General features: G+C 67.4%; 11 protein-coding genes. 7 read left to right on the top strand and 4 right to left on the bottom strand.

From position 1 onward, the window contains the following. Positions 1-6: 6 nt before the first annotated feature. Together AB2U09_RS17875 and AB2U09_RS17870 are read right to left on the bottom strand one after the other, a co-directional pair. Positions 7-780 carry an IclR family transcriptional regulator gene (locus tag AB2U09_RS17875; protein ID WP_459194087.1) on the bottom strand — a complete coding sequence of 258 codons (774 nt, stop codon included), beginning with the start codon at positions 778-780 and terminating at the stop codon, positions 7-9. Positions 781-1,120: 340 nt separating this feature from the next. Further along, the gene (locus tag AB2U09_RS17870; protein ID WP_459194086.1) at positions 1,121-2,191 is read right to left on the bottom strand and encodes a mannonate dehydratase; all 1,071 of its coding nucleotides are present in this window, start codon (positions 2,189-2,191) and stop codon (positions 1,121-1,123) included. A 195-nt stretch (positions 2,192-2,386) separates the two neighbouring features. Here AB2U09_RS17870 and AB2U09_RS17865 point away from each other — a divergent pair, with 195 nt between their 5' ends. Continuing rightward, the gene (locus AB2U09_RS17865) at positions 2,387-4,771 is read left to right on the top strand and encodes a glycoside hydrolase family 95 protein (RefSeq protein WP_459194085.1); all 2,385 of its coding nucleotides are present in this window, start codon (positions 2,387-2,389) and stop codon (positions 4,769-4,771) included. Positions 4,772-5,003: 232 nt separating this feature from the next. Beyond that, positions 5,004-6,206, top strand: a complete 1,203-nt coding sequence (locus tag AB2U09_RS17860) for a glycoside hydrolase family 11 protein (RefSeq protein ID WP_459194084.1) — start codon at positions 5,004-5,006, stop codon at positions 6,204-6,206. 55 nt (positions 6,207-6,261) lie between these two features. Here the strand turns inward: AB2U09_RS17860 and AB2U09_RS17855 are convergent, their stop codons facing one another. After that, a complete protein-coding gene (locus AB2U09_RS17855) occupies positions 6,262-8,337 on the bottom strand; it encodes an alpha-glucuronidase family glycosyl hydrolase (RefSeq protein ID WP_459194083.1) in 2,076 nt (691 codons plus the stop codon). A 176-nt stretch (positions 8,338-8,513) separates the two neighbouring features. On the opposite strand from AB2U09_RS17855, the gene AB2U09_RS17850 reads away from it, so the two are divergent. The 4 genes from AB2U09_RS17850 (at position 8,514) to AB2U09_RS17835 (ending at position 13,910) form a co-directional block, all read left to right on the top strand. Then, on the top strand, positions 8,514-9,350 hold the full coding sequence (locus AB2U09_RS17850; protein WP_459194082.1) for a hypothetical protein: 837 nt from the start codon (positions 8,514-8,516) through the stop codon (positions 9,348-9,350). 169 nt (positions 9,351-9,519) lie between these two features. Continuing rightward, a complete protein-coding gene (locus AB2U09_RS17845; protein WP_459194081.1) occupies positions 9,520-11,067 on the top strand; it encodes an endo-1,4-beta-xylanase in 1,548 nt (515 codons plus the stop codon). A gap of 170 nt (positions 11,068-11,237) precedes the next feature. After that, positions 11,238-13,529: a glycoside hydrolase family 3 N-terminal domain-containing protein gene (locus tag AB2U09_RS17840; protein WP_459194280.1), complete on the top strand. Its 2,292-nt coding sequence runs from the start codon at positions 11,238-11,240 to the stop codon at positions 13,527-13,529. Positions 13,530-13,661: 132 nt separating this feature from the next. Continuing rightward, positions 13,662-13,910, top strand: coding sequence for a hypothetical protein (locus AB2U09_RS17835; RefSeq protein ID WP_459194080.1), 249 nt, complete (start codon positions 13,662-13,664; stop codon positions 13,908-13,910). A gap of 118 nt (positions 13,911-14,028) precedes the next feature. Here the strand turns inward: AB2U09_RS17835 and AB2U09_RS17830 are convergent, their stop codons facing one another. Beyond that, positions 14,029-14,406 (bottom strand): hypothetical protein, encoded by a 378-nt coding sequence (locus AB2U09_RS17830; RefSeq protein ID WP_459194079.1) that lies wholly within the window; start codon positions 14,404-14,406, stop codon positions 14,029-14,031. Positions 14,407-14,620: 214 nt separating this feature from the next. Here AB2U09_RS17830 and AB2U09_RS17825 point away from each other — a divergent pair, with 214 nt between their 5' ends. Next, entirely contained in the window at positions 14,621-16,774 is a 2,154-nt protein-coding gene (locus tag AB2U09_RS17825) for an ABC transporter substrate-binding protein (protein WP_459194078.1), read from the top strand. Positions 16,775-16,892: the final 118 nt, after the last annotated feature.

Below are 16,892 nucleotides of genomic sequence, written 5' to 3'. Positions count from 1 at the left end.
CTGGCGTCAGTCGTAGGCGTACTTCACTTCGACCACGTTGACAGCGTTGCGTAACTGCGGGAGGAGTTCGTCGGCGATCCGGTCGTCGTCGAGTCGTTCCTTCGGACCGGAGATGGAGATGGCGCCGACGACGGTATCGTCGACCACGATGGGGCTCGCGAGCGAGCGGATGCCCTCGCGGCGCTCCTCGTCTTCGAGCGCGTAGTTGCGGTCGAGGATGCGCGCCAGTTCCTCGTCGAGGCGGTCGCGATCCGTGATCGTCGCCTCGCGGGCGCCCGGCAAGCCGTAGGCCTCGACGATCTGGTCGACGTAGGACTCGGGGAGGTGCGCGAGGATGGCCTTGCCGAGGGCGGTCCAGTGCATGTTAGTGTACTCGCCGACGGGCGCGTTGTCGTAGACCGCTTCTGTCCCTTCGGCCTGGTAGAGGAGGATCCGCTGGCCGTTCTCTTCGACGCCGAGATTTGCGACTTCGCCCGTCTGCTCCGCGAGGTCGTCGATCTCCGACCGGGTCGCTCGATAGACGGTCTTCCGGTCGCGGACGGCGACGCCGTCGCGGAGGAACCGACAGCTCAGTCGGTAGCCATCGCTGTCCCTGACGACGTACCCGACCGATTCGAGCGTCTTCAGGTGGACGTGGGCGGTACTCGTCGGGATGTCCAGCGTCGAGGCCACGTCGTCGATCCGGACTGTCCCCTCGCTCCGAAGCACGTCGACGACTGCGAAGGCCCGCTCGACCGACTTCACCAGATCGCCGCTGTCACCGGGACGCGTGATCTCCATACCATCGCTACTCATTTCAGGCTGATAAAATCCAGTGATAATGGAAACAGGGGCCGAAATTACAGTCTTATGCCTGTCTGCCGAGCGGCGCTCTCATCCCGTCCAATCACTCACATATAGATCGAAATGCGACTCCGGACCCGTGCAGTCCGGCGATTTTCCATCACATTCGATCGTGTTGGAGCAAGTCCATCATCGGTGGAACGGTTCGTGTCAACGGACCTTGCGGTGTGGCGCGAGCGGAAAGCGTAGCAGACGCGACAGCACTCGGCAGCGAAGCGTCGCTAACTGGGGTCTGTACGCGGAGCCGCGGAAGTACCAGAAAACAGAGCGTCGCAGTCTACTGGTCGAGAGCGTCGCCATCCGACTCGGCGCGCATGGCGCGGAGCATGCCGCGGATGTAGCCGATAGTGTAGGCCCGCCCGCGGTGTTCCCAGTCGGTGTCGTCTTCGAGGTGCGGCGTGTGGTCGGGGATCATCAACCCGGAGAAGCCGACCTCCTCCAGCAGTTTGAGGAGCGCGTACTCGTCGTAGGTCCCCTCGTCGAGGAAGTCTTCGGTGAACGCCGGGACCGCGCCGGAGACGTCGCGGAAGTGGACGTAGACGAGTTCGTCGCGCTCGCCGAAATAGCGGATCACGTCGTCGAGCGGCGCCCCCATCTCCGACCAGCACCCGAGACACAGGTCCAGTCCGTGATGGTCGCTGTCGCGGTAGTCCATCGCGCGCCTGAAGTTCTCGAAGTTGCGGAACAGCTGCGGGATGCCTCCCAGCCGCTCCATCGGCGGGTCGCTCGGATGCAGCGCGAGCGTCACACCGGCTTCTTCCGCGACGGGGAGCAGTTCGTCGAGGAAATACTCGTAGTTGGTCCAGAGTTCGGTCTCGGAGTACTCCCGGTCGTGAGTCAGTTCCTCGGTGTCGGTCGCGTCGGCGTCGAACACGGAGACTTCCGCGCCGCCGCGGGCCCTCGCCCACCCGGTCCGCCAGACGCCCGCCGGCGCCCAGTGATACCCGAAGATCGGGATACCCGCTTCGCCCATGTTCCGGATCGTCTCCTTGAGCGCCGCCAGTTGCGCGTCGCGGTTTGGCCCGCCCAGCATCACGTCCTCGTAGAACGAGGCGGGGACGTTCTCGATGGCGGTGAGCCGTAACCCCTCGGCCTCGACCCGCTCGCGCAGTTCCCGCAGTGAATCGACCGACCACGGACCCTCGCCCGACAGCGGCACCCGCTCGTCGTCGGGCATGTGCTCGTAGCCCGGGTCGTCGACCTGATACATGTTCAGGAGCACGTCCGACCCGCCGAGTTGTTTCACGTAGCGCAAGCGTTCGGGCGTCGGGTCCATGAACTGGCCCGCCCCCACTCGCATCGGCAGTCGCTCCAGAGGGGGGGAGGGCTCACTGCCTCCAGTAGCCATACACCCCGTAGCGCGGTCAGTATCTTAAAACTCGGTCCCGCTGGCCGCCCCGACCGACGCCGTGCGGTCCCCGATGAGTGGATTCAATACGTCACCCCGGGATGTTGGGCCCATGTCACGAACTGTGCGCCCTCCACGACGCACGCCGTCGGCCCCGTTATCGAACGAAACCGCGGTATCACGCCCGATCCAGCGATGAGGGACGATCGCAGCACCGACCGCCTGTGGTACGACGCCCCCGCGGCCGAGTGGGTCGAGGCGCTGCCGGTCGGTAACGGCCACCTCGGCGGGATGGTCCACGGACGACCCGACCGCGAGCGGGTCGCGCTCAACGAGGACCGCCTCTGGCTCGGCGACTTCGCCGACCGGACGCCCGACGGCGGCCCCGAGGACCTCGACGCGGTCCGCGACCGGCTCTGGGCCGGCGAGTTCGAGCAGGCCCAGCGGCTCTGCAACGAGCGCTTCGTCACCGACGCGCAGGGCGTCCCGCCGTACCAGCCGTTCGGCGACCTCCGCCTCGACCTGCCGGGCCACGACGACCCGGAGGAGTACCGGCGCTCGCTCGACCTCCGGGACGGGATCGCCCGGGTCGAGTACGAGGTCGACGGGACCCGCTTCGACCGCGAATACTTCGCGAGCGCGCCCGACGACGTGCTCGCGGTCCGACTGGAGTGCGAAGACCAGGGCGCCTTCGACGCCCGGATTCACCTCGATCGCGAGCGCTGCGCCCGCACGGGCGTCGTCGACGAGACGGTCGTCCTCCGCGGACAGGTCGTCGGCGTCCCCGGCGAGGACGAAGAAGTCGAGCCCGGCGGCTGGGGACCCCGCTTCGAGGGGCGAGCGCAAGTCCGCGCGGAAGGCGGGACCGTCGTCGCCGCCTCCGAAGTCGAGACCGAAGACAGCGAGGACGGCGACGAGTTCTTCGACAGCGACGAAGGCGTCGTCGTCCGCGACGCCGACGCCGTGACCGTGCTGTTCACCGCCGAGACCGCGCCGTCGGACGGCGACCCGACGGAACCCTGCCGCGAGACGCTCGACGCGCTCGCGGACGAGGACTACGCGGCGATCCGGGAGCGCCACGTCGCGGACCACCGCGAGCACATGGACCGGGTGCGACTCGACGTGGGCGAGCCGGTCGACCTGCCGACGGATGAGCGCCTCGACCGCGTCCGCGACGGCGCCCGCGATCCCCACCTCGAACGGCTGTACTTCCAGTACGGCCGGTATCTCCTGCTTGGCTCCTCGCGGCCGGGGACGCTCCCGGCGAACCTCCAGGGCATCTGGAACGAGGAGTACTACCCGCCGTGGGACTCGAACTACACGCTGGACGTCAACCTGGAGATGAACTACTGGCACGCCCAGGTGACGAACCTCGCCGAGTGCGCCGAGCCGCTGGTCTCGTTCGTCGACGACCTGCGGGAACCCGGCCGGCGGACGGCCCGCGACCGTTACGGCTGCGACGGGTTCTGTGTCCACCTCCAGAGCGACCGCTGGCACACGACCAGCCAGACGGTCGACGCCCACTGGGGTCACTGGCCGACGGGCGCCGCCTGGCTCTGCCAGAACCTCTGGGAGCAGTACGCCTTCTCCGGCGACGAGGGCGACCTCGAACGGATCTATCCGACGCTCAGGGAAGCGGCCGAGTTCCTGCTCGACTACCTCGTCGAGCACCCCGAGGAGGACTGGCTGGTGACCGCGCCGTCGGCGTCACCGGAGAACCAGTTCCGGACCGCCGACGGGCAGGAGGCGACGACCTGCATCGCGCCGACGATGGACGTACAGCTGATCCGCGACCTGTTCGGTCACTGTATCGAGGCGGCCGACCGACTCGACCGCGATGCCGACTTCGCCGCCGAACTCGACGAGGCGCTCGGCCGACTCCCGCCGATGCAGGTCGGCGACGACGGCGCTCTGCAAGAGTGGCTGGCCGACTACGAGGAAGTGAACCCGGGTCACCGCCACGTCTCCCACCTCGTCGGGTTCTACCCCGCCGACGTCCTCTTCGACGACGACATCGCGTTGGACAGCTCGGCAGTCCGCGACGCCGTCCAGACGTCGCTCGAACGGCGCCTGGACAACGGCGGCGGCCACACGGGCTGGTCCTGCGCGTGGACCATCTCACTGTTCGCCCGGCTCCGAGATGGCGAAGGCGTCGCCGACCACGTTCACAAACTCCTCGCGGACTCGACGTACGACTCGCTGCTCGACTCGCACCCGCCGTACCAGATCGACGGGAACTTCGGCGGGACGGCGGGCATCGCCGAGGCGCTCCTCGAGAGCCACGGTGGCGAACTGCGACTCCTCCCCGCGCTCCCCGAGGGGTGGGACGAGGGATCCGTCACCGGCCTGCGCGCCCGCGGCGGGTTCGAAGTCGACCTCTCTTGGCACGACGGGCGACTCGTCGAGGCGACCGTCCGCGCCGACCGCGACGCGCCGTGCCGGATCGACGTCGCCGATGTCGACATCGACCACGTGGAGACGGCCGACGGCACTCCCGTCGAGACTGAGCGCGAGGATGACGTGCTTGCCTTCGACGCTTCGGCGGGCGAGCGGTACGTGATCGTTGCCGACCGGCCGTAACCACGTTTTCCCACTCACTACCTCGTTCTCTCCGAAATCGCCCTGCTCCCCGATCCCCGTTCCGACTTTTCGGAGTGTCCGTGCCTGGCGGTTCGATCCCGTGAGTGCCCCGGGTAGGTACAGTTACTTGCCACTCTCCTACTGTTGGACAAAGATTAATTCAATATAGAATGTTATTTAAGCCTAAATTTTATGTACATCACGAACGTCGCCCGAACTGGAGGTGCGCTCCATGCCAAGAGACAGCAAACCACACGGAGAAGAGGCATCACTCCACGACCACGGCGGCGGATGCGGTCGGCGCGACTACCTGAAGACGGTGGCCGGCGCAGCGGCGGCGAGCGTCGGCATCGGAGCGGCGACGAGTCCGGCCGCGGCGGCGATCACGACGAACCAGACCGGCACCGACGACGGCTACTACTACTCGTTCTGGACCAACGACGAGGGGACCGTCTCGATGACGCTGGGCGACGGCGGCAACTACAGCGTCGAGTGGAACAACACCGGAAACTTCGTCTGCGGCAAGGGCTGGGAGACCGGCGCCGCCCGGACCGTCGACTACGAGGCGTCGACGTTCGACCCGGGGAGCAACGGGTACCTGTGCCTCTACGGCTGGACCACGGACCCGCTGGTCGAATACTACATCGTCGAGGACCACGGCAGCTACCGGCCGGAACACGACTACAAGGGGACCGTCGACACCGACGGGGGGACCTACGACATCTACGAGTCGCTGCGGGAGAACGCCCCCTCGATCGAGGGGACCGCCACCTTCCCGCAGTACTGGAGCGTCCGACAGAACACGCGGACGGGCGGCACTATCACCACCGGCAACCACTTCGACGCGTGGGCCAGCAACGGGATGGACATCGGTGCCCACGACTACCAGATCCTCGCCACCGAGGGCTACCAGAGCAGCGGGAGTTCCAACGTCACCGTCGGTGAGTCCGACGGCGGTAGTGGTGGCGGTGGCGATGACGACGACAGCGGCGGATCCAGCGGGTCGGTCGCGACCGGCACCTACCGAATCACGAACGTCAACAGCGGGAAGGTGCTGGACGTCGCGAGCGCCTCGACCGAAGACGGTGCCAACGTCCAGCAGTACTCCTACGGCGGCGGCGCCAACCAGCAGTGGAACGTCGAGGACACCGGCGGCGGCGTCTACCGCATCGAGAACGTCAACAGCGGGAAGGTGCTGGACGTCGCGAGCGCCTCGACCGAAGACGGTGCCAACGTCCAGCAGTACAGCGACGGCGGCGGCGACAACCAGCGCTTCCACCTGCACGACCAGGGCGGCGGCCAGTACCACGTCCAGCCGGTCCACAGCGACAAGGCGCTCGACGTCGAGGGGTCGTCGACCAGCGACGGCGCTAACGTCCAGCAGTACAGCTGGTCCGGCGACGGCAACCAGCTGTGGACCTTCGATTCGGTCTGATCGGCACCGAACCCGAGCCCCGGAAAACAGTGGGGACGACTGCGACGCAGACCCCTCAGTCTCCGCGCGGAACGCGGCCCCGCTCGTCGGCGATCCCCGAGCGGTCGTCGAAGAACTCGGCGAGCCGGTCGCGCCAGATCCCGGCGTGTGCGACCTGCTCGTCGAACCGCTCGGCGACGTGGCGATGTCGCTCGTCGTCGATCGCGCCGTCGAGCGTCTCCCATTCTTCGCGCAGGCGCTCGACCTCCTCGACGCCCGCGTAGAGGTTGTCGTACAGCGTCTGGACGACCGTCCGGCCGTCCGGCAGTTCGTAGTCCCAGGGGAGGTGGTGGAAGAACAGGAGCAACTCCTCCGGGCAGGTCTCGGGGTCGTCGTACAGCTCGGCCAGCGCGTCGGGGTACTGCTGGGCGTAGCCGTTGCCCGCCGAGTTGCGGTCCTTCCCGATGCCGTCCTCGGTCGCGCCGGTGTAGCCGGGCCACTCCTCGGGACCCGGATCGTAGTGGTTCTCCAGGTAGGCCTCGCCGTTGTACATCATGTGCAGCAGCCCGAGACCGCCGGTCGAGTAATCGATGACCGCGGGCCACGTCGAGTGCATGATCTCGGTGATCGTCTCGACCACGTTGGGGTCGTGACCGAACGTCTGGCGGACCCACTCGTCGGTGATCTCGCCCGTTTCGAGGTCGGGGTCCCACGCGAGGCGGCCGTAGCCGTAGAGGTTCGCCTGCGCGAGGTAGTGACCGGTCCAGTTCCTGTCCTCGCCGGGGCCGCCGACGCCGGCCATGCCCGTTCCGGGATCGGTGAACAGGTCCTTGACCTGCTTGCCGTGGCCCTCGGGGTCGGTGTCGAACTCCAGCACCTCCTTCCACATCGGAACGTGGTAGCAGGCGTGGACGTGCTGGCCGGTGTACTCGCCGGTGATCTGGAGTTCGAGGCCCAGATCGGTCTCGGGCATCTGGCCGAACACCGGCGAGACGGGCTCCCGGGGCTGGAAGTCGATGGGGCCGTTCTTGACCTGGACGGTGACGTTGTCGCGGAACTCGCCGTCGAGCGGTTCGAAGGTGTCGTACTGCTGGACCGCGCGATCCTTGTGGCTCCCGTAGACGAACGCGCGCCACCAGACCCGGCCGCCGTGGGGCTCCAGCGCCCGCGCGAGGACGTTCGCGCCGTCGACGTGGTCGGCGTCGTAGTTGTACGGCCCCGGCTGGCCCTCCGAGTCGGCCTTGACGAGGAACCCGCCGAAGTCGGGGATCAGGTCGTAGATCTCCGTCGCCTTCTCGGCCCACCACTGCGCGACCCGCTCGTCGTTCGGGTCCGCGGTGTCGAGGCCGCCTATCTTCTCGGGTGCGCCGAAGTTGACCGAGAGGTACGTCCGGATGCCGTACCGGCGGAAGAGCGAGGCCAGCCCAGTCAGCCTCTCCAGATAACGAGTTTCGAGCAGGCGCCAGCCTTCGAGTTCGTCCATCGCCTCGTTGGCGCCCTCTCGCCTGGGGATCTGGGTGTTGACGTTGTTGAGGACGATGCCGTTGATCCCGACAGAAGCGAGCAGGCGCGCGTAGTCGCGGTAGCGCTCGCGCAGGTCGGGCAGCCGCTCGAAGTCGAAGATGGACTGGCCGGCGTAGCCGCGCTCGACCGACCCGCGGAAGGGGTTGTCCCAGTGGTTGATGAGCCGGTCGGGGGAAGCTGGTTCCTCGACGACGTCGAGGTCGTCGATCGGTTCGCGGTTCGCGAGCAACCGCAGCAGATGGAAGGTACCGTAGACGAGACCGCTGTCCGACCAGGCGGAGACGGCGAGCACGTCCGTTCCCTCCCACTCGCCGGTCGTGATGACGTAGCCGTCTTCGGCGAGGTCGGCGACGCGTTCCTCGTCGACACAGTGGGCCACCACGTCCATGTCGGCAGGCGTGCCGACGGCGAGGAAGCCGTCGGTCGTCCGCGGCGGGTGTTGCCAGAGGTGCGGATCCCGGCCGAGCAGGCCACCGAGACCGCGGCGGAGTTCCTCGCGGACCGCGCCGAGTTCGCGCGACTGCTCGGAGACGTAGGCGTGCGCGCAGAGCCGGCGGTAGGACGCGCGGAGGTTCTCGTCGCGGACCTCGCGGTAGCGGAGCCAGCAGTCGTCGTAATCCGGTTGCATACGGGATGGGAATCACCGGCACCCACTAAAACGCTGGCGGCGGGGGAAGCCGGTGCGCCACCGGAGGACCACCGCCCGACGACCGAGTCGTGAGACCGTGTTCGCGGGACCGAGCGGGCGCGGGAGGTGATACGCAAAGGGAACGTTTTTGGCAACCAATCGGTCTCATAGGTAGTATGAACGGGAAACCGGACGGAGTGGGACGCGGAACGGACGAGAACGGGATATCGATGGGGCGGCGGTCGCTCCTCGGGGCGCTCGCCGCCGCCGGGCTCGCGGGTTGCTCCGGTGGCGACGGCGACAGCGAGGACACGGCGACGCAGTCCTACCAGACGGTCGATCGGTCGACTCCGACGCCGACGCCGACCCAGACGCCGACCGAAGAGGCCACCCCGACGCCGGCCCCGACTGTCCCCGGCGACTGGCCGCAGGTCGAGGACCCCTACTACCGCCAGCTCATCGAGGAATTCCACGAGATGGGGCTACCCGCCGGCGAGTTCCTCTACGCCGACAACGAGGCGGACACGCTGGACGCCTTCTCGGTCTGGGCGGAGATCGGCGAAACCGAGTCCATTCCGGTCGACAGCGGCCTGCCGTTCTCGGCGGCGCTGCGGTTCACGATCACCGAGAAGCCCGACGACCCGTGGAGCGTGACGATGAACGGGCCCGTCGAGGACCACGCCGTCAACAAAGGCGATGTCCTCCTCGGCGTCGTCAACATGCGCAAGACCGCGGGGAGTCCGAACCCCCCGACGATTCGCTCGGTGGTGAAAGACGAGAACCACTCGGGGGCGAACATGGTCTATTCCGACGCCGAGGTCGAACCGCCGTCGGTCTGGACCCGCTACTACGTCCCCATCAAGTACGAGGGGAGCGCCGACGCTGGCAACTGGTGGTGGGAGATGTACCACGGGTTCGGCCAGCAGGAAACCGACGTGGGCGGCGTCGCGCTGATCTACTTCGGCCAGGACGCAAGCGTCGAGGACCTCCCCAGCGGCGCGGTCGACACCTGACGCCCGGGGCGCCCTTTTCCATCGAACACCTGCGGACGAGTTTCTGAAAGGTCGTCCAGCGGTCCCGCTGCTTTTCGGTACTGTGTGATTTCCCGTCGATCGTTCGGCCGTCGTTAGCCGGGGCAGGGGAACGGTTATGTGAGAGAGTCACTAGCTTCGAGGCATATCGATGCCAGCGGACGATCCACCGAGAGCGGACAGTACCGACAGCGACCGCCGTTCGATCGGCCGGCGATCGTTGCTGGGCTCGCTCGCCGCCGTCGGACTCGCGGGCTGTCCGGGACGGACGGACCAGGGAGCGCAAGATTCGCCCGACGGCGGTGCGGCCGATACCGACACGAGCGCCGGCAACGGGGGTGAAACCGGGAGTGAGAGCGGAGACGGGAGCGACGGCGAGGCGACGGACGGAGTGCCCGACGACGGAACCGACGGAGAGACCGACCGCGACGACTGGGAGGTCGCCGCCGACGAGCGGATCCGCGAGCATCGGACCAGCGCTCTCACCGTCGAAGTGGTCGACAGCGACGGCGACCCGGTCGAGGGCGCCGCGGTCGAGGTCGCCATGCGCGAGCACGACTTCGGCTTCGGGACCGCCGTCGACGCCGGCCATCTCCTCGACGAGACGGGGGAGGGCGACCCGTATCGCGAGCACGTCACCGACCTGTTCAACCTCGCGGTCCTCGGCAACCACCACAAGTGGCGCTTCTGGGAGGAGGAACGCGAGACGGCCGACGGCACGACGGAGTGGCTCCTCGAACGGGGATTCGACTTGCGCGGCCACGTCTGCCTGTGGGCGAACGTCTCCGCGTGGGCGGTACCGCCGGACGTCGTGCGGGCGATGGGCGTCGAGTGGGCGGACAACGGCGTCACCGACCCGGAACTCGACCCCCAGCACGTCCGCCAGCGGTCGCTCGAGCACGTCGCCGCAATCGTCGACCACTACGGCGAGGACATCGCGGAGTGGGAGGTCGCGAACGAGGTCGTCCACCAGCCGGGATTCGTCAAGGCCGTCAACGGCGTAGCCGCGACCGAAGAAACGAGCCTCGACGACGTCGACCCCGTCGAGGCGCCGATCCTCGCCGAGTGGTACGGCGCGGCCCGCGAGGCGGCCCCCGAGGGAACGCCCCTCGCGGTCAACGATTACAACACGCTCGCCGGTCCCTACGAGTCGACCCGCGCGGACTACGCGCGCCAGATCGGGTTCCTGGCCGACTCGGACGCGGGGCTCGACGCCGTCGGCCTCCAGTGTCACTTCAACCGGGACGCCGCGCTGACGCCCGAACAGGTCGTCGAGGGCCTCGACCGCTACGCGGCTCACGACGTCCGCCTGCGGATCACCGAGTTCGACATGGCCGACGACGGCTGGCCCGAGGAGGAGAAAGCCGAGTTCTTCCGGTCGTTCCTGAAGGCGGCCTTCAGCCACCCGGCCGTCGACCAGTTCCTCGTCTGGGGGATCCTCGACGATCTCCACTGGCGCGACGACGCCCCCTTCTTCGCCTCGGGCTGGGAGGAGAAACCCGCGCTCGCCGAGTACCGCGACCTCGTCTTCGGCGAGTGGTGGACCGAGGAGTCCGGCGAGACCGACCCCGACGGTGCGTTTTCGGCGGTCGGATTCAAGGGCGAATACGGGGTGACTGCGACCGTCGACGGCGCGGAACTGAGCGATACCGTGATGCTCGGCGACGGCGGGGCGACCGTCGAACTCGCTCCCGAGTGAGTGCCGTTCCAGCGTGACACTCCGTCAGGTCGCGAAGCGGCAGGTGCCGCCCCGGAACCATTATAGTCCAAGATTACGACCTCACGGCCGTAATGGGAGCCGAATCCGACCACCCCTACCGAGATCCGACAGTATCGACCTCCCGGCGCGTCGACGACCTCCTCTCCCGGATGACCCTCGAAGAGAAGGCCGCACAGCTCGGGTCGGTCAGCCCGAGCCGCGACATCGCCGACGAGGCCGAAGGGCAGGCCGACGGCGACGGCGGCGAGCAGCTGATCGAGGACGGCGAACTCAACCGGGCGGTCGCGGAGGAACTGCTCGAAGACGGCATCGGGCATCTCACCCGGATCGGCGGCGAGGGGAGCCTCCAGCCCGAGCGGGCGGCGGCGATCACGAACGAACTCCAGCGGCTCCTGACCGAGGAGACCCGACTGGGGATCCCGGCGATCCCCCACGAGGAGTGCCTCAGCGGCTACATGGGGCCGGAGGGGACGACCTTCCCGCAGGGCATCGGCATGGCGAGCACGTGGGATCCGGCCCTGCTGGAGGCCGTGACCGACACCATCGGCGACCAGCTGGAAGCCATCGGGACCGCCCACGCGCTCTCGCCGGTGCTTGACGTGGCCCGCGACCTGCGGTGGGGGCGCGTCGAGGAGACCTTCGGCGAGGACCCCTACCTCGTCGCGCAGATGGCCTGCGCGTACGTCTCCGGACTCCAGGGCGACTCGCCCGCCGACGGGATCGCGGCGACGCTCAAGCACTTCGTCGGCCACGGCGTCGGCGAGGGCGGGAAGAACCGCTCGTCGGTCAACGTCAGCGAGCGCCAGCTCCGGGAGGTCCACATGTTCCCCTTCGAGGCCGCCGTCCAGGAGGCCGACGCCGAGTCGGTGATGAACGCCTACCACGACATCGACGGCGTCCCCTGCGCGAAGGACGAGCGACTGCTGACCGACGTGCTCCGCGGCGAGTGGGGCTTCGACGGCCACGTCGTCTCCGACTACTTCAGCGTCGACTTCCTCAGGGAGGAGCACGGCGTCGCCGCGACCCAGCGGGAGGCGGCGGTCTCGGCGGTCGAGGCCGGGATCGACGTGGAACTGCCCAACACCGACTGCTACGAGTCCCTCGCCGACGCCGTCCGCGAGGGCGACCTCGCCGAGGAGTCCCTCGACGCGTCCGTCCGCCGGGTGCTCCGCGCGAAGTTCGAGAAGGGCCTGTTCGAGGACCCGACGGTCGACGTCGACAGCGCGACGGACCCCTACGAGGACGAGTCAGCCCCTGAACTCGCTCGCGAAGCCGCGCGCGAGTCGCTGGTGGTCCTGAAGAACGAGGGCGACCTCCTGCCGCTCGACGACGCCGAGTCCGTCGCCGTGGTCGGGCCGAAGGCCGACGACAAGAAGGGGATGCTCGGCGACTACGCCTACGCCGCCCACTACCCCGAGGAGGAGTACGAGTTCGAGGCCGACACGCCCCTGGCCGCCATCGAGAACCGCGTCGACGCCGACGTGGCGTACGCGCAGGGCTGTACCGCGACGGGCAACTCTACCGACGATATCGAGCGGGCCGTCGAAGCCGCCGCGGACGCGGACGTCGCGCTGGCGTTCGTCGGCGCCCGCTCGGCCGTCGACTTCTCCGACGCGGAGGGCGACAAGCGTGAGAAGCCGATGGTGCCGACCAGCGGCGAGGGCTGCGACGTGACCGACCTCGAACTGCCCGGCGTGCAGGAGGAACTCGTCGCGCAGGTCCAGGGGACCGACACGCCGGTCGTCGTCGTCCTCGTCAGCGGGAAGCCCCACGCGATCCCCGAGATCGACGCGAACGCCGAGGCCGTGGTCCAGGCGTGGCTCCCCGGCGAGGAAGCCGGCAACGCCGTCGTCGACGTGGTCTTCGACGGCACCGACTCCGGCGGCCACCTGCCCGTCTCGATGCCCAAATCCGTCGGTCAGCTCCCGATCCATTACAGCCGCAAGCCCAACACGTTCAGCGAGGACTACGTCTACGACGACGGCCAGCCCGTCTATCCGTTCGGCCACGGGCTCAGCTACGCCGACTTCGAGTACTCCGACTTCGACGTGTCCGACGCGAACGTCGATCCTTCGGGCACGGTCACCGCGAGCGTCACCGTCACGAACACGACCGACCGCGCCGGCAGTGACGTGGTCCAGCTGTACGCATCCGCCGAGAACCCCGCCCAGGCCCGTCCCGTGCAGGAACTGAAGGGGTTCCAGCGGGTCGAACTGGCCGCCGGCGAGTCCAGGCGCGTCTCCTTCGAACTCGGTGCGAGCCAGCTCGCCTACCACGACCGCTCGATGACCCTCGCCGTCGAGGAGGGCGAGTACGAACTTCGTGTCGGCCACTCGGCGACCGAGATCGCCGCCGCCGAGACGATTGCAGTGACCGACTCGAAGCAGGTCTCCCGGAGCGCCCGCCGCTACGTCACCGAGACGACGGTCGACGAGGCCTGAGGCGGGCCATCGCTCCCGCTGGTCGGACAGTCGCTCGACCGTCGGGCGGTTCGTGTGGTAACGCTTTTTTCGGAGACCGCTGATCGGGTGGTATGCGCAGACAGGCGGTGGCCGTCGTGGGGGTGTCCGGTCGTGAGTGAGTCGGCCGACGGGAAGAGCGGCCGGGAGAAAGCGGTGGAAGCACTCTGCGACCAGTCCCGGAAGATCCTCGGCGTGTTCACGATCGCCGTGGTGTTCCTGCTGCTGCAGGTGCCGTACCTCTTCGTCGTCGACCATGACTCCTCGCTGTTCGTCGTCGCGACCCTGAACGTCGTCGGCAGCAGCGCGTTCGCCCTCGCGAGCGGGGGCGCGCTGTGGTTCTGTAGCCAGCAGGGCGAGTGAAGCGAGAGGATCCGCCGACCACCCGTCCCTCATAGAAGGCGTTTCGTGACGCTGACGCGCTACCGGGCGGTGACGCCACTACGGGAGTCGGGACGAATCCGAGAAAGCGGAGGAGGGTTCAGGCCGACGAGGTGGCCCGGGCGTACAGGTTGTTCGCGACGAAGAACCCGTAAATGGTCCCCCCGAGGATGATCAGGGTGGTGCCGAAGATACCCATCATCCCCGCGAGTACCTTGTGGGCGAGGACGAGTCCGTCCACGGACCCGAAGGCTCGCTCGCCCTCCGGGATGCCGTTCAGCAGCGAGATGAACCCGCCCTCTCCGCCGATGACGATGGCCGGCGTCCCGTTGACGAACGTCGCGCCGAGGACGATCGACGCGACTCCCATCAGGATGATCATCAGCGAGACGTTCCCCGTCACGAAGTAATACAGCGCCAGCACGTACGCTTGCGCCCCACTCGCTTCCTGGTTGGCTCGTTCGATAGCCTGCCTCATGTGAGATAGACTGTTTCACACATGTATTTCAAACTTCCGCTTGCGCGGGCGCGCCCGGCGTACACATGAAAGAATGTGCAGGATCGATTCACAGTCGGTAGACGGCCTTTATCCGACGATAATCCCCATCTGCGATCCAGTCCGAGATTGGTTCTTTTCCCAATCATAAGAAAATTATAATTATTTTTAAATACCCGTCGCAAAAGAATGTGGTATGCGGAAGCTTGACAGCATCCGTGGCAAGGAGTTATCGCGACGCCGGTACGCGCAGATACTGGCTGGAATGGGAGTCGCCGGCCTGGCAGGCTGTCCGAGCGACAGCGGAGACGGTAGCGGTGCGGGGAACACGGGAACGCCGACGTCGACGCCGACCTCGGGTGGCGACGGCGAGACCGAAGGAGGATCCGAGACGGAGGGTCAGGGGACCGACACCGAGAGCGGCGGGGAGACGGTCACCGACACCATCGCCTACGCGGTTCCGAACTCTCCCGACGTGTTCAACTGGAACCCGTGGCCGCCCCAGGACAACACCGCCGGGGACCTGTGGATGTCCGAACTTCACGGGCTGCGGAACGTTCACACGACGGAGAACTCCTACAGCGGGACGACCGTTCCGACGCCGCACAAGCCCGACCACGAGGAGGTCGAGATCATGACGTGGGTCGAGGATTACGAGGTCGAACCCCCGTTCGACTGGCGTGATTACCACGACGACCGCTCGACCTACTGGAACGGCGACCCCTACGACGCCGAGGCCCGGGTGATACACAACCACGTCCACTTCTTCCAGAACGGAAACAAGTTCACCGAGGACGCGACGTTCAATCAGGAGGCCGAGGACCAGTGGACGGCCCACCTCTGGAACGACAAGGGCGACGTTTCGGCTCAGGAGCCCGACCCGGCGAGCCGGCCGATCCTCGAGTCGGAAGCGGGCCCGACCGACGGGAACCCGCCGATCCATCCCGACTTCACTGAACCGTACCTGGAGCGCTACCAGGACGCCGGGACGGAAGACGAGGTCAGCGCCATCACCGACGACCTGACGAGCGACCGGATCAGCCTGGATCGGATAGCGCTGAACGGCGGCACCGACGAGATGCTCGCAGGGTCGGGCCCGTACGTGCTCAAATCGATGGACGACGTCGGCTCGGAGCGGATAGTCCTGCGACTCGACAAGGACCATCCCAACGCCCAGCACACGAACGTCGACAAACTCGCGCTCTACTGGGCGGAAGGCGACCGGAGGACCACGCTGATGACCGAAGGCCGGCTCGACATCAGCGACGGCGCCATCACGCCGGGCGGGACGATGACCCGGGACGCGCTGCCGGACCACGTCCAGGAGTTCACCCGCTGGCTGCGCGCGACGGGCGGTGACATGTGGAAGCTCAACTGGCACAACGAACACCTCCAGAACCTCTGGGTCCGTCGCGCGCTCGTCGAGGCCATCGACTGGAACGCCGTGAGCGCCAACGGCTGGGGCCAGGAAGGCTCGCAAGTGCTCGAACACGACACCTTCCTGCTCGACGCCCAGGCGGAGCGGCACTTCTCCGAGGACTTCCTCGACCAGCTCCACACCTACTCGCGGTCGTCGAACAAGGAGCGAGCGACCCGCTACATGCAGCGGGCCGGCTACTCGAGGCAGGGCGGCGAGTGGGTCAGTCCCGATGGTAACTCGGCCTCGATCGACATCACTGCCACCTCGAACATCCAGGCCCACGTCAAGGCGGGCCAGACGATCAAGGCGAATCTCGCCAAGTGGGGCTTCGGCGTCAACCTCAGCTCGCTACAGAACTCGACCTGGCAGAGCAACATCGATCCGAACGGCGGGCTCAACTACGACGCGACGATCTTCTGGCACGGCGACCCCTACATCTTCCAGTACTACCGCGACCGCGGCGCGTGGTGGGACGAGACGCTCGTCGCCGGCAGCCCGACCGCGGAGGACCCCGCCGAGGCCGACCCCGACGACGAGTTCGACACGCAGGGGAAACCGAACGTCCAGCAGATCCCCGACGAACCGGGCACCATCGAGGCTCCCGACGAGGCGGGGAAGGCCCCCGATCTCGACAACGCGACCGAGGTCAACCTCGTCGAGTTGGTCACCGACATCCGCAGGCCCGGCAACTCCGAGGAGGAGATCCAGGAACTCTACCGGACGTGCGCGAAGTACTACAACTTCTACGTCCCGCACTTCCCGTTCCACCAGTACCTGACCGGCGCGTACGGCAACGTGCGCGACTTCGACTGGCCGGACGCGAACGCTCGCGCGTTCGACTACGAGCGGTCGTTCGGCATCGAGGACGTGCTGGTCCTCGGCGGCATCGCCCAGGCGAGCACCGACACGGACTTCGAACCGCCACAGTAGTGCGGTCGAACTCCCGTCGGTCGCGACCGTCACTGTCCATCCGTGGTCCCCACTGACAGTTCGCTCTCCCGACCCCCGGCCCCGTGGTCTCTGTCAATCGACCGGGCGGACGAACACT

Source organism: Halosimplex yunnanense, from assembly GCF_054504345.1.
The sequence above is the reverse complement of the archived record's forward strand: the minus strand, read 5'-3'. Positions and strand labels throughout refer to the sequence as shown.